Source organism: Acidithiobacillus ferridurans (genome assembly GCF_003966655.1).
Taxonomy (GTDB): Bacteria; Pseudomonadota; Gammaproteobacteria; order Acidithiobacillales; family Acidithiobacillaceae; genus Acidithiobacillus; species Acidithiobacillus ferridurans.
On sequence record NZ_AP018795.1, the window covers coordinates 1,708,628 to 1,722,679 of the forward strand.

8 protein-coding genes are annotated in these 14,052 nt (G+C 61.7%); 4 read left to right on the forward strand and 4 right to left on the reverse strand.

All coding sequences use genetic code 11. The features are described 5' to 3' along the window. Positions 1-5: 5 nt before the first annotated feature. Positions 6-2,870, reverse strand: a complete 2,865-nt coding sequence (glnE, locus tag AFERRID_RS08855; RefSeq protein WP_113526826.1) for a bifunctional [glutamate--ammonia ligase]-adenylyl-L-tyrosine phosphorylase/[glutamate--ammonia-ligase] adenylyltransferase — start codon at positions 2,868-2,870, stop codon at positions 6-8. Positions 2,871-3,122: 252 nt separating this feature from the next. On the opposite strand from glnE, the gene AFERRID_RS08860 reads away from it, so the two are divergent. From AFERRID_RS08860 to AFERRID_RS08875, 4 genes are all read left to right on the forward strand, one after another. Beyond that, the gene (locus AFERRID_RS08860) at positions 3,123-6,797 is read left to right on the forward strand and encodes a YhdP family phospholipid transporter (RefSeq protein WP_126604966.1); all 3,675 of its coding nucleotides are present in this window, start codon (positions 3,123-3,125) and stop codon (positions 6,795-6,797) included. A gap of 4 nt (positions 6,798-6,801) precedes the next feature. Beyond that, a complete protein-coding gene (locus AFERRID_RS08865) occupies positions 6,802-7,617 on the forward strand; it encodes a carbon-nitrogen hydrolase family protein (RefSeq protein WP_126604968.1) in 816 nt (271 codons plus the stop codon). A gap of 308 nt (positions 7,618-7,925) precedes the next feature. Further along, on the forward strand, positions 7,926-9,689 hold the full coding sequence (locus AFERRID_RS08870; protein ID WP_113526823.1) for an ABC transporter ATP-binding protein/permease: 1,764 nt from the start codon (positions 7,926-7,928) through the stop codon (positions 9,687-9,689). A gap of 21 nt (positions 9,690-9,710) precedes the next feature. Next, positions 9,711-10,286: a thioredoxin family protein gene (locus AFERRID_RS08875; protein WP_113526822.1), complete on the forward strand. Its 576-nt coding sequence runs from the start codon at positions 9,711-9,713 to the stop codon at positions 10,284-10,286. A 23-nt stretch (positions 10,287-10,309) separates the two neighbouring features. Here AFERRID_RS08875 and AFERRID_RS08880 read toward each other — a convergent pair whose 3' ends face one another. The 3 genes from AFERRID_RS08880 to ileS form a co-directional block, all read right to left on the reverse strand. After that, entirely contained in the window at positions 10,310-10,528 is a 219-nt protein-coding gene (locus AFERRID_RS08880) for a hypothetical protein (RefSeq protein WP_113526821.1), read from the reverse strand. A gap of 252 nt (positions 10,529-10,780) precedes the next feature. Further along, positions 10,781-11,239, reverse strand: coding sequence for a signal peptidase II (gene lspA / locus AFERRID_RS08885; protein WP_113526820.1), 459 nt, complete (start codon positions 11,237-11,239; stop codon positions 10,781-10,783). After that, entirely contained in the window at positions 11,239-14,052 is a 2,814-nt protein-coding gene (ileS, locus tag AFERRID_RS08890; RefSeq protein ID WP_126604970.1) for an isoleucine--tRNA ligase, read from the reverse strand. The genes lspA and ileS overlap by 1 nt, the downstream gene beginning before the upstream one ends.

A 14,052-nucleotide genomic window follows, 5' to 3' on the forward strand; every position in this document is an offset into this window, starting at 1 on the left:
TCTCCTTAATCGGTATAACTGCCAATGAGTTCCTGCCAAATCTTTCGCACCCCGTGCGCGGCGGCTTGCAGCATATCCCAGTCGGGGATTTCCGCGGCACGGACGACGGGATCCTGTAAGCCCAGCCAGCGTCGGTTTTCCATCTCTCGGTACAGATGCCAAGCCTGTCCGAGCGCAACGCCCTGCTCCGTGCCCCAGGTGCCGACGCGGGTCAGTGCGGCTATGCCAGCGGCTGTCCCGATACCCTGGCACAGGACGGGCTGCTGCGAACAGGCCCCTAGCATAGCAAATTGTACGAGAAACTCGATATCCGTGAGGCCGCCCGGGCTGAGTTTCAGATGAAAGGTGTCCCGGGCGATGCTTTTGCTCTGGTAAATGCGCCGCCGCATGCTGCGGATATCTTCTCTCAGTTGCCCGGAGTCGCGTGGCCGGCCAAGGATTTCTGTGCGCAGGTCCGCGAAACGAGCGCCGAGTTCGGCATCCCCTGCGACCCAGCGGGCGCGGGTGAGGGCCTGATGTTCCCAGGTCCAAGCCGATTCGCGCTGATAGCGGCTGAACGCATCCAGCGTGGTGACCAGAGGGCCGGATTGACCGCTGGGGCGCAGGCGCATGTCGATTTGATAGAGCAATCCGGCGCGGGTGAGGGTGCTGAGGATGTGGATGAGCCTTTGTCCGAGGCGGGCGAACCAAGTGGGGGCCGGGATCGGGGCGGGACCATCACTTTCGGCATCGAGGGGGGCATCGTACAGATAGACGAGGTCGAGGTCGGAGGCGAACCCCATTTCCTGGCCACCCAGCTTCCCGAAGGCGATGACCGCGAAGCGGGCTACTTGGCCGTTGCCGGCGCGCACGTTGCCGTGGCGACGCTGCATCTCTGCTTCGGCCCAGTCCAGCGCGGTTTGCAGGGTAAGCCGGGCGAGCCCGCTGAGTTGGGATAGCAAGGTTTCCACGGGCATCTGCTTTGTCCAGAAGACGGCGGCGAGACGCAGAACTTCCGCATTTTTGAAGCGGCGCAGTGCATCCATGCGCTCTTCCATATCTGCTGCGAGCTGTAATTGTGCCGCGAGGGTTTGTGGCCAGTGCTCAGGACTGACAGGCGTATCGCTGAGCACGTCATCCAGCAGGATGGGGAAGCGTGCCAGTTCCTGTGCCAGCCAGGGACTGTGCAGTAACCGCGCGATGCGGACGAGATAGGGCGGGTTCTCGGCGAGCAGCGCGAGGTAGTTGGCACGCCCGAGAACGGCCTCGATGAGGGTCAGGAAGCGCTGTAACAAGGCGTCGGTGTCTGGCTGTGTGCTGCACAGGTCGAGGATCAGAGGGAGCAGGCGGTTGAGCCGTTGCCGTCCTTCCGTGGAGAGACGGCTGGCCACATCGCGGCTGTGGGCAAAGCGCCACAGGCTCGTCCACGCGGTTTCCGGGGCGGCAAAGTGCAGGACTTGGAGCAGGTCGCCGGGCGCCGCTTCCATGGCACCGGTCTGGGCGAATTGCCAGAGTCGGTTGGCGTTGTCCTCTGCAGGCGAATGTGGTGTGGGCTTCGGCGCCAGTGTGCGCTGGAAGATCGTGTGGGTCTGCAGGCGGAGTTCGCTCAGGGTCGCACGCAGGGCTGCCACATCCATAAAACCCATAGCGCAGGCCAGGCGCTGCCATTCCGTTTCGCTTTTTGGTAGTTGCTGGGTCTGCTGATCATCGACCATTTGCAGGCAGTGTTCGATGTTACGCAGGAAAAGATAGGCGTGGCGGAGCAGGCCGATGTCCTCAGCGGGCAGGAGTTCGGCTTGGGCGATAGCCGCGAGGGTGTCCAGGGTGTTGGTGCTGCGCAGGGCAGGCTGGCGGCCACCGTGGATGATTTGCAGTGACTGGCAGACAAACTCGATTTCGCGGATGCCGCCACGGCCTTTTTTGATGTCGTTGCCGCTGCCTGCCTGTTCCGCATCCATGAGGGCTTTGACTTCCCGTAGGCCGGCGAGGGCGGTGTAGTCCAGGTAGCGGCGATAGACAAAGGGGCGCAGGGTGTCGAGGAGGGATTGGCCAAAGGCGACGTCACCCGCGACGGGGCGCGCCTTGATGAACGCGTAGCGCTCCCAGCCGCGTCCATGCACCTGGTAGTATTGCTCCATGGCCGCGGCGGAGATGCAGAGTGGGCCGGCATCGCCGAAGGGGCGCAGGCGCATGTCGATGCGGAAACAGAAGCCATCTGCGGTGCGCTGGTCGAGAGCCTGAATCAGCCAGCGGCCGAGGCGCAGGAAATACTCGCTATTGTCGATGGCGCCGGGGCCGTCTGTCTCACCGCCTCCACCGTGGCAGAAAATGAGGTCGATGTCTGAGGAAAGATTGAGCTCCCGCCCGCCCAGTTTGCCCATGCCGAGGATGGTGAAAGGCACTTCCAGGCCGTTCTTGTTGCGGGGGATGCCATGGCGTTGGCGCAGCGTCTGCACGCCGTAATCGTAGGCGTGTTGCAGGCAGGTTTCGGCCAGCGCGCTGAGGGCGGCTACCGTTTCCGGGTAATGCTCTCCGGGTTGACGATCCTGCCAGATGATTTCCACCATGCGCGCATTGCGGTACTCCCGCAGTCCGGCGAGGAAGGTATCGACCGGGACCGCTCCGACGGGCATAAGGGCGTGTCCTTCCCGCCGCGCGAGGTGCGGCAACCAGCCCGGATGGCGCTGCAGAAGGTGCCGTGCAAAGGTGCTGACGCAGGCTATCCGCACCAGATGTCGGGCAAAAGAAGGACCAAGGCGGACGAGTTCGGCCTGTTCTTCCCCGGAAAGAGCGGGCCAGATCGCCGCAAGTGATGCGGCGATGGCCTCCGCTTCCATGGGGGATTGGCGGATGGCCTGTAGGATCTCTGCGGGTAAATCGGACGCTGGCATACCGCGCTCCCTCCGGAGGGGCCTCTCGCTCTGTACATGGGGAGTGTAACTCATCCCCGTTTTGCAATCCGCATAGGGCGATGCGGCGTTTTTGTGCTAGGATTTTGCCCAATATCGCGCGAGTGAGTGTGACGCGGATGGTAACACAGCAGAAAATATCGTAGCAGGGAGCATGTTCATTACCTCATGGTTGTTTACCGGCGTTGACCGGACGGATTGATTGATGCTCCGGATTCCCGGGAGGGGCGTGCCTTGTCGCGTTTGCGCCTGATCCTTGCCGGTCTCCGCCGTTTCGGAGGTTGGTTGCTGGCCGTCGTGCCGACGCTGCTGGTATTGCTGGCAGGGGCTTTTTATCTCCTGGTGGTTCCCCGGCTTGATCTTCTGCGGCCCTACGTTTCACAGTTTTTGTCGCGGTCTTTGGGAGCGCCGGTGTCGGTACAGGGCATGCACCTGGGCTGGAATTGGGGACCATCGCTGGAACTGGCGGCGTTGCGGGTGGGTACGCCGTCCCGGCCCGAACTGACGCTGCAAGGGGTGCATCTGCGCCTTTTCGCCTTGCCCCTGCTTTGGGGGGACTGGGTAGCCCAGTATTTTAGCGTGGCAGACGGGGTGGTGTCTGTCGTTCAAACCGCCGATGGCTGGCGGGTGGCCGGGCAGAAGCCAGGACCCAGTGGAAGGGCGCTGCCACTGGATCTGAACTGGGCACATGTGGATGTCCGACACCTGACCGTGCAATGGCGCTCCCAGCCTCAGGCCAACCCTGTCCCCCTGCATGTACAGTGGCAGAGCAGTGGCGGTTTGCGCCCGCAGATGCAGGTGCAGGTGCGCTGGTCACCCCAGGGTCTGTTGCGTTACACCGGCGCAGTGCGCGGCATCTTCACGCGTCCGGGACGCTCCTCGGGCAGCGGTAAGTGGGTGTTGGAGTCGTTGCCTTTGTCCTGGCTCCATCCATTGGATACGCATCTGCCGGCGTTGACCGGAAGCATGAGCAGCCACGGGTATCTGCAGTGGCGTTATGGCGTGCCGCGCCTGGTCAGCGGGCAATTTGTCCTGCACGACGCCGGACTGGACGCCAGACAGGGGACACAAATCCATGGCCGCTTGGGCTGGAATGGAACGGGTTCCTCCGGAACATTGCAGCTTGCCGACGTAACAGGGCTTGCTGCACAACCCCTGGCCGCGCGATTGGGACTCGACTGGCGCCGTCGCCTGCAATGGCAGATTGAGGCGCCGCTGCTTCCCGCCGCACTCCTCCGGAGCGTGCCGGAAACGGCCCTGCCCGCTTCATTGCGCTGGATACCCCGGCAACAGTGGCGGGGCAGCTTGCGCAACCTGCACTTCCGCTCCCGCGGTACTGGACACCAGGCTGCGGCCTGGCAGCTTCAGGCGGTGCTGCGTGACGTCGCCGTCTCGCCCCATGGAAACTGGTTTGGCGTGCAGGGTCTCAGCGGTGATGTCAGCCTTCGTCCAGAAGCCTTGCAGTTTCATCTAGCGAGCCGGCAGTTCACGCTGGATTGGCCGCAACGTTTCGCGGCACCGCTGCGCCTGCGTGAAGTGTCCGCCCGGATCGTTGCCCAGAAAGCCGGTACCGACTGGTCGATTCGGGCCGATCCCATCGTGCTACAGGGGCCTGGTCACCTGCATGCCAGGGTGGCGGTGCAAGGGCGGGAACTGCGCCTGAGAGCCCGGCTCAACGATATGCCGGCGACGGCGATAGCTGATTTCGTACCCCGGACCGGCATCAGCCCGGCCCTGCGCCAGTGGCTGTTGCAGGCCTTTCAGGCGGGATCCGTGCAGCATGCCGATCTGCAATGGCAGGGGCCATGGAACCACCTGCCGCGCCAGGCGCCGGGTGAGCATTTTTCCCTGCGGGCCGATTTTCGCCACGTCACGCTGCGTTATGCCCCGCACTGGCCAGTGGCATCGCGGATGAACGCACAACTCCTCTGGAGGGGAGACCACCTTTCCGTCCGGAGTCACCAGGGTGACATTTTCGGGGTGCCGGTGGCTTCCGCCAGTGCCGATCTGGACCATCTGTTCGCGCCGCATACCTCGCCGTTGCAGATCACGGTGAATACGCCGGTCGCGCTTGAAAAAGTGCTGCCTTTTTTGCGCGCAACCCCCGTACTGGAAGGCAAGTCCGTGGCGGATATCCCCCTGCGCCTGACGGGTCAGGGGCAATTGCAATTGGCCCTCAGCATCCCTTTCGGGCCGGAAAAGACTGCGGTGAATGGCCGGGTCGATGTCCGTGACATGGGGGTCGGCTGGGACGCCTGGCGGGCCACGGGTTTGCAGGGACCAGTTTATTTCCAGCGGGACAAAATTCAGGCCGGTGCGTTGAACGGCATTTTTGCCGGTGGCCCGGTGCAGGCGAGTTTACGGGCCAGTCAACTGGAAACCGCGCCGCGGCTGGATTTTTCGCTGCGGGGTGCATTGCAGGCGGTGGATCTGCCCGTGCCGCAGCCCTGGCGCGCGGCTTTCCGTGGTGCTGTGCCATACCAAGGCAGTGGTACTTTGCTGAACAACGAGTTACGTTTCAGGGGTGGTGCGGATTTGGGCCAGACGCGCAGTGCCTTGCCGCAGCCTTTGAGCTGGGCATCGGGCAAGGGCGGAAACCTGACCTTCCGGGGTCAGGGGGATGTGACCCGTCATCTGCAGGCCGATTTGAGACTGCCGGTGGGGTCTGCCGCCCTGGCCTGGCAGCGGGGGCCATCGGTCTGGCGATGGCAGGCAGGAGCCGCACGCCTGGGTGGGGGAACCACGCCACCGCTGCCCAAGACCGGATTTTCTCTTCAGGGCAGTGGCAACAGCTTTGCTGTATGGCCGTGGCTGAGTCTGCTGAAGAGCGAAAAGGATCGTGGTACATGGCCGGAAATCCGCATCGACCTGCATTGGCGGCACCTGCTGCTTTTTGAACAGGATTGGCCGGACGTGCGGATGCGCGGTCAGGCTGCGGCGGAGAAGCTGCATCTGCAATTGACCGGTCCCCAGATAGCGGGTGCCCTGCAATATACGCGCGCGGTACCGCCGGCGGGTTCGGCGCAATTGCGCCTGGATATCCAGAAATTAAGCATCGCGGCGCCGTCATCTCCCAAAGTTCCGCCCTCCGGTTTTCCGCAGACGCTGGGGGGAGCAACTGGCAGCCCGCTGGCGCTCCACGCGCATATCGCCCAACTCGATTGGCGTGGCCACAAGGTGCAGGACGTGCTGCTGGATGCCGGGCGATCGGCGACGGGCTGGAAGATCGCCATGATCAAAGGCGACTGGGCAGACAGCCGATGGGATTTCAAGGGATCGTGGCAGGGCGCAGGGGCAGGTCAGTCGGCCTTTCAGGGGAAAGTCCGCAGCGACAATATTGCCCCCGTTCTGCAGGACATCGGCATGGAGACCCTGGACTACGGTCGCGCCGATTATGCGGGACAACTGTCCTGGCCGGGCGCGCCCTGGGATTTTTCGGTGGCGCACCTCAGCGGCAATATCCAGTCGAAGCTGTGGAATGGTCGCCTCCGGCAACTCGGTGCAGATATTTCCTGGCTCGTATTTCTCAATCCCACCACATTGTTCAAAGATGTGATCACCTTTGATTATCGCCCGCTCTTTGGCAGAGGACTGTTCTTTTCGAAGCTTTTTGCCGATTTTCAGATACACCATGGTGTCGCCCGTACCCGCAATATGCTTCTTGAATCCAGCGCTCTGGAAATGACAGGGCGCGGCGCCATCGATCTGGCGCATCAGTCCCTGAATATGGAACTGCAAGTCTACCCGTTGCAGAGTTTCGACCTGCTCCTCGGGAGTTTTCCCATACTGGGCCCCGCCCTCTTTGGGAAATCGGGTAAGGTGTTAGAATGGCATTATCAGGTTGACGGACCCTGGGGGCACCCCGAGGTGCACGAGGTGCATGCACCGGCCACGGCCGGGAAGGACTGAGACCATGAAGGTGCGGGTTGCCGTAGTGCAGATGGTGTCCTCGGATGTCGTGGCGGATAACCTCGCCCGCGCCGGATCCCTGCTGGGGGAGGCGGCGGCGGGTGGCGCGGAGCTGGCGCTCCTGCCCGAAAATTTTGCCCTGATGGGGCGCGATGAAAATGCCAAACTGGCCATCATGGAGAAGGATGGGGATGGCCCGATCCAGTCCTGGCTGGCGGCACAGGCACAGCGCCTGGGCTTATGGCTGGTCGGGGGCAGTATGCCTCTGGCCGCCGCTGACGGACGCTGTTATGCCGCCTGCCTGGTTTTCGACCCGACCGGACAGCGCCGGGCACGTTATGACAAGATGCACCTCTTTGACGTCGATCTGGCGGGCGGCGAAAGTTACCGGGAGTCTCGTACCATCGCCCCCGGCAGCAGTCCGGTGGCCGTGGCCACGCCCTGGGGGCGGCTAGGTCTCTCCATTTGCTATGACCTGCGTTTCCCGGAGTTGTACCGCAGCTACGCTGGAGCCGAACTGCTCGTCGTCCCCAGCGCCTTTACCAGGCAGACCGGTGCCGCGCACTGGGAGTGTCTGCTGCGAACCCGCGCCATCGAGAACCAGGCGTATGTGCTTGCCGCCGACCAGGGTGGTTTGCACGAGAATGGCCGCCAGACCTTTGGCGGCAGTATGATTGTCGACCCCTGGGGGCAGGTCCTGGCCCGTCTGGATCAGGGCGAGGGGGTCGCGCTGGCCCAGGCGGACGGAGAGTTTTTGCAGCGTTGCCGCAGTAATTTGCCCGCCTTGAGGCACGCTCATCCGGCATTTTACGGCGCCTGACAGGCAATGCCCGTGTAACCCTGCTGAAGGGTGACAGGATCCACCGCAGCGCAGTGCTCCCCGTTTTGCCCTGGGCAAACAGGCCGGCTTACCAATTTGAGTGTCTTCAAAGCGCATCCGCGGCAAAAGACCACGGATGGCTGGGCGGGCTTTTTATACCTGTCTGGGGAGCCCCATGCTATCCTCTCGGGCTTTACGGGCGGTGGTGATTGCCCGAGGACGGGTAAAATTTGCGGTAGCGGGCGTTGGCAGATGTTGTCAGATGAGGAGCGCATGAATGCTGAACAGGACTTCTTTGGAGATGGTGCATGAAGCAGTTTAACGGAGCATTCTTTCGTGACCTGTGGCGGATGGTCAAACCTTACTGGTGGCACTCCGAGGAGCGTTGGGTGGCGCGCGGGGTCTTTGCCTTCATCATTCTCCTCAATCTGTTCATGGTGTTTATTTCTTATCGCATCACGGAGTGGTACGCGGTGTTCTGGAACGCCCTGCAGCGCTTTGCGGTGAACGCCGCCTGGCACCAGATGCTGATTTTTCTGGGACTGGCCACTCTCTATATCATCGCCGCGGTCTCCCAGACCTTTTTTACCCAGATGCTGGAGATTCGCTGGCGACGCTGGCTGACGCAGCATTATCTGGATTCCTGGCTCGCCAAAAGTACCTTTTACCATATGCAGGTGCTGGGCGATGGTACCGATAACCCGGATCAGCGTATCAGCGAGGATCTGGCCAGTTTCACCGGGCAGACACTCAACATCGTGATAGGCCTGCTCAGTTCCGCCACGACCCTCGCCGCCTTTGTGTTCATGCTTTGGAATTTGTCGGCCATGATCACCATCCCCTGGCAGGGGAGTGTCTATACCATCCCCGGCTATCTGGTCTGGGCGGCAGTCATTTATTCGGTGCTTGGGACCATCCTCACCGCCCTCATCGGGCGGCCGCTGATCAGTCTGAACTTCAACCAGGAGCGTTATCAGGCGGATTTCCGTTTCAGTATGATGCGCCTGCGGGAGAATAGTGAAAGCATTGCCCTGTATGGCGGGGAAACGGAGGAGCGTCACCACTTTCTGCAACGGTTCGCCAACGTCTATGCCAACTACTGGCGGATTATCTGGCGGTCCATGCGTCTCAACTGGTGGGTGTCCGGTTATGGTCAGGTGGCGATCATTTTCCCGATTCTGGTGAGCCTGCCCGCCTATTTCGTCAATAAAGCCATCGGTATCGGTGGGTTGCAGCAGATTGCCTCGGCTTTTGCCCAGGTGCAGGGTGCGCTGTCTTTCATTGTCAGCAGTTATGGCAGCCTCGCCAACTGGCACGCGGTCGTCGATCGTCTGCGTTTTTTTGAACAATCGATGGACGAGGTACGGGTCATCCGGGAGACCCATTACCAGATCGAGCGCAAGGATGGTCCGCGGCTCATTGTGCAGGCCCTCAACGTGCGCCTGCCCGATGGCCGGGAATTGATTCATCACCTGGATCTGGATGTGCGCCGTGGTGAGCGCCTGCTGATCATGGGCCCGTCAGGCGGAGGCAAAAGCACACTGGTACGCGCTCTGGCCGGTATCTGGCCTTTTGGTGAGGGGGAGGTGAAACTGCCCCGGAGCGATCGCCCGCTCTTCCTGCCGCAGAAGCCGTATCTGCCCCTGGGTACCTTGCGCGATGTGCTGGTCTACCCCTTCGGGGTGCCCGGCGTCGGAGACGCCCGCCTGCAGCAGGTGCTCCATCTGGTTGGCATGGAGGCGTTGGCCGACAAACTGGATGACGCCCGTTTGTGGTCTCATGTATTATCTCTGGGGGAGCAGCAGCGTCTGGCCTTTGCCCGTATTCTATTGCAAAAGCCGCAGTGGGTGTTTTTGGACGAGGCCAGTTCGGCACTGGATGAACCTGCCGAGGACGCGCTCTACCGCATGCTTGTCGAGGAACTGCCGGAAACCGCCATCATCAGTGTCGGTCACCGCTCCAGCCTGTTGCGGCATCATGAGCATTGCCTGCATCTGCTGGGTGACGGATCCTGGCGTTTGGAGGCCGTCGTCCATCCCGTTCCCGGGGGGCAGCAGCCGGCACTGGCCTGATGATTCGAAAGGAGACCCAACATGGCTATGACCGCCAAAGAATTACCCATCGGGAGTAAGCTGCCCGAGTTTTGTCTGCCCGTCGGTGGTCAGGCGGGGCAGTGGTGCAGTGTGCAGGCGCAGGGCAAGCCCCTGCTGGTGCTTTTCATCTGTAATCACTGTCCCTATGTGATCCACATCAGCAAACGCCTGGGTGAGCTGACGCGGCAATGGCAGCAGCAGGGTGTGCAGGTGGTGGGTATCAACAGCAACGATGCCCGAACCTATCCGGAAGATGCGCCGGAAAAAATGCCCGCCGAAGCCTTGCGCGCCGGGTATCATTTCCCCTATTTATTTGATGCAGAACAAGAGATTGCCAAGGCTTTTAACGCGGTGTGCACGCCGGATCTTTTTCTTTTTGATGCTGCGGGCGGGCTGTTCTACCACGGTCAGTTCGATGCGAGTCGTCCTAGGAATGATCTGCCGGTGACCGGTGAAGACCTGTCTGCAGCCGTGGCGGCAGTGCTGGCAGGTGCCCAGCCCCCGGCCGAAGTGCTGCCCAGCATGGGCTGCAGTATCAAGTGGCGGCCGGGCAACGAGCCGGAGGGCTGGGTATGAGTTGGACAGAGGTCTCGCGCTAATCAGTGAAGAATGGTCTGTAGCAATCTGCCGGGTGTTTCCTGCCGCTTTGTGGCAAAGTGGTTAAGCTTGTGGCTTTGGCGCTGCCGGCGTAAACGCAGTAGTCGCTTTTGCAGTTCGCGTTTGATGCGTTGCCGCTCGTGGCCAGCCATAAAGGATGTGTAACTCGGGAAACTGCGTACCCGGCGTAAGGCGGCCAGAAGATTGGCGGTACTGTCCATGTCTGTCTCCATTGTGTTCCGGTGATGAATATCAATGGATAAAGCAATAGTTGTGCCACAAAAATCATCCATTAAAAACAAGGTGACGGCGTTCTTACGCGGGTCGCCGGAACAAAAACCTGTCTCGTTTGGACGACAATCCCCCGTAGCGGATGTGCCAGGGCACGGGTATGTTCTCTGGCAGCGTTGTTTTTGCTGCCCTAATCCTTGTTGCAAAAAGTCCCCATGGTGGTGGTTTGCCGTTACTCTGGATCAGCGGCGCCGGAAAGCATCGAGGACCAGTATCACGGCACCGATGGAGATGGCGCTGTCGGCGACGTTGAAGTAGGGCCAGTAGAGGCTGCCCCAGTGGGCGCCAATAAAATCGATCACATAGCCGAGGCGGATCCGGTCGATCAGGTTGCCGACCGCACCGCCGAGAATCAGGGCAAGGGATATGGCGGTCCAGGTGGCGCCGGGCTTGAGTCGACGCAGGATGGCGACGATGACTGCCACCACCAGCAGGGCGACGCCGATGAGCAGCCAGCGTTGCCAGCCGCCGGCCCCCGCCAGGAAGCTGAAAGCGGCACCGGTGTTGTGGACGAGACGAAAATTGAGCAGCCCCGGAATGATGACAAGGCCCTGCCCCACCCGCCAGATATGGCTTAGCCAGAGTTTGACGCCCTGGTCCAGCAGGATGACCCCGAACGATAACCATAAATAGCGCAGCATCAGCAGAACTCCCGTGTTTCTCCGGGTAAGGCGAGATTCTCTACACAGCGGTCGCAAATGTCCGGATGCCCCGCATGGAGACCGATGTCCGGGCGGTGGTGCCAGCAGCGTGCGCACTTCTGGCCATCACTGGGCAGGACCTGTATGGCGATGCCCGGAAGCGCATCGTCGCAACCCTCCTGGCGCTCTTCATAGGGGCGCAGGGCACACGCGGAGCTCAGCAGAAAAAAGCGCAGCTCCTCACCGAGTGGCGCAAGAAACTCATGCCATTCGCTGTTGGCGTAGAGGGCGACTTCCGCATCCAGGCCCGAGCCAATCTTTTTCCCCTGACGCAGGGGTTCCAGTGCGGCGTTGACGGCGTCCCGCAACTGACCGAGCCGTTCCCAGCGTCCCATCAGGACTTCACTGTCGGCAGGCAGTGGTATTTCCGGATATTGCGCAAAAAACACGCTGGAGAACGGGCGATTGCCCATCCCCTCCCAGATTTCTTCCGCAGTGAAGCTCAGGATGGGGGCCATCCATACCACCATGGCTTCGAGCATCTGCCAGAGCACCGTCTGCGCCGAACGCCGCGCCCGCGAGGCTGCGGGGGTGGTGTAGAGGCGATCTTTCAGCACATCCAGATAGAGTCCCCCGAGCTCCACCGAGCAAAAGTGGAGCAGACGTTGCTGGACGCGGAGGAATTGATATTCACTGTAGGCGGCACGAATTTCTTCCTGCAGGAGCGCGGTGCGGGCCAGCATCCAGCGATCCATTTCCAGCAGGTCCGCCGTGGGCAGGGCGTCCGTGGCTGGATTAAAGTCGTGGGTATTGCCCAGCATATAGCGGGCCGTATTACGGATGCGCCGGTAGCTGTCGCCCAGTTGCTGGAGGATGGTGTCAGAGATGGGGATCTCGCTGCGGTAGTCTTCCGATGCCACCCAGAGCCGCAGGATGTCCGCACCGTAACGGTCGATGATCGTCTGTGGGGCGATGACGTTGCCCACGGACTTGCTCATCTTCCGGCCTTCGCCATCGACGGTGAAGCCGTGGGTCAGCACCGCCCGGTAGGGCGCCCTTCCTCGACTGGCGACGGATTCCAGCAGGGAAGACTGGAACCAGCCGCGATGCTGATCGGAGCCTTCCAGATAAAGGTCGGCGGGGCTGTGCAACTCAGGCCTCTGCTCCAGTACAAAGGCATGGGTGCAGCCGGAGTCGAACCAGACGTCGAGAATGTCCGTGACCTTGTGAAAGTGATCGTGGCCGCAGCCGCCGCAGCGGGCGTCCGCTGGCAGAAAATCGCCGTCCGGGTGGTTGAACCAGGCATCGACCCCACCTGTTTCCACCGCACGGGCGATACGTTCGAAGGTGTCGGCATCGCGTAGGGGTTCGCCGCACCGGGTACAGGAGAAGATCGCGACGGGCACGCCCCAGGCCCTTTGCCGGGAGATGCACCAGTCCGGACGCTGGTTGACCATGCCGGTGATGCGGTCTTTGCCCCAGTCGGGAATCCACCGGGTGGCGTCGATGGCGTCGATGGCCTTCTCACGCAGGTCATTGGCGCTCATGCTGATAAACCACTGAGGGGTGGCACGGAAGAGTAGCGGTGTCTTGTGGCGCCAGCAATGGGGGTAACTATGGCGGATCTTCTCGAAATGGAGCAGGGCGTTGCGCCCGCGCAGGAGTTCTGGGATCCGCTCATTGGCCTCCTGTACGGTGATGCCTCCCAGCCCCAGCGGCAGTTCGTCCTGAAAACGACCGTTGCCGAGCACGGGGCTGTCCACCGGCAGGTGATAACGCCGGGACGCTTCATAATCGTCCGCGCCGTGGGCCGGGGCAGTATGTACGCAGCCGGTGCCCGCCTCCAGGGTCACATGCCGACCGAGGATGACCGGCACTTCATAATCCAGGAAGGGGTGTTTGAGGCGGAGGCCCTCCAGTGTCACACCGGCGAACTCGGCCAGCACCTCCGCTTCCGGGTGACCATAGCGGGCGAGGGCGCTTGCTGCCAGATCTGCGGCGAGGATCAGATGCCGGTTGCCGGAGCGCAGCAATACGTAAGTGTATTCCGGGTGCAGGGCTACCGCCTGATTGGCGGGCAAAGTCCATGGCGTGGTCGTCCAGATCACCACGCTGGCCTCTATGGGTTCAGCGACGCCAAGGCGTTGGCTCAGATCGGCGGCGTCAGCGACGACGAAGGCGACGTCGATGGAAGGATCGCTGCGATCCTGATATTCCACTTCCGCCTCCGCCAGAGCACTGCCGCAGTCCACACACCAGTGTACCGGCTTGGCACCGCGTACCACTTGGCCGTTCACGGTCAGGCGACCGAGCTCCCGCAGGATATTGGCCTCAGCCTGGAAGTGCATGGTCAGGTATGGGTTTCCCCAATCTCCGATGATGCCGAGGCGCTCGAAATCCTGCCGTTGCCCGACAATCTGGCTTTCGGCATAAGCACGGCAGGCATTGCGGAAGGCCTGGGCACTGACTTTTTCGCCGGGACGCCCCAGTTCCTTTTCCACCTGGATTTCGATGGGCAGCCCGTGGCAGTCCCAGCCCGGCACATAGGGCACCCGGAAGCCTTCGCTCAGCTTGCTTTTGTTGATGATATCCTTGAGTATTTTGTTGACCGCATGACCGATATGAATCTTGCCGTTGGCGTAGGGCGGGCCATCATGCAGGATGAACGCAGGGCTTGCGGCACGCGCCTTCTGCAACGCCCCGTATAGATCATGCTCCTGCCAGCGGGCCAGAGTCGCCGGTTCACGCTCCGGCAGTTTTCCCTGCATGGGAAAACCGGTTTTAGGAAGGTTGAGGGTCTGCTTATAGTCCAT

Bases quoted from the DNA above. Each gene is read 5' to 3' on its own strand.
- glnE (WP_113526826.1), bottom strand. From the start codon at position 2,870: ATGCCAGCGTCCGATTTACCCGCAGAGATCCTACAGGCCATCCGCCAA.
- AFERRID_RS08870 (WP_113526823.1), top strand. From the start codon at position 7,926: ATGAAGCAGTTTAACGGAGCATTCTTTCGTGACCTGTGGCGGATGGTC.
- lspA (WP_113526820.1), bottom strand. From the start codon at position 11,239: ATGCTGCGCTATTTATGGTTATCGTTCGGGGTCATCCTGCTGGACCAG.
- ileS (WP_126604970.1), bottom strand. From the start codon at position 14,052: ATGGACTATAAGCAGACCCTCAACCTTCCTAAAACCGGTTTTCCCATG.
- AFERRID_RS08865 (WP_126604968.1), top strand. From the start codon at position 6,802: ATGAAGGTGCGGGTTGCCGTAGTGCAGATGGTGTCCTCGGATGTCGTG.
- AFERRID_RS08875 (WP_113526822.1), top strand. From the start codon at position 9,711: ATGGCTATGACCGCCAAAGAATTACCCATCGGGAGTAAGCTGCCCGAG.
- AFERRID_RS08880 (WP_113526821.1), bottom strand. From the start codon at position 10,528: ATGGACAGTACCGCCAATCTTCTGGCCGCCTTACGCCGGGTACGCAGT.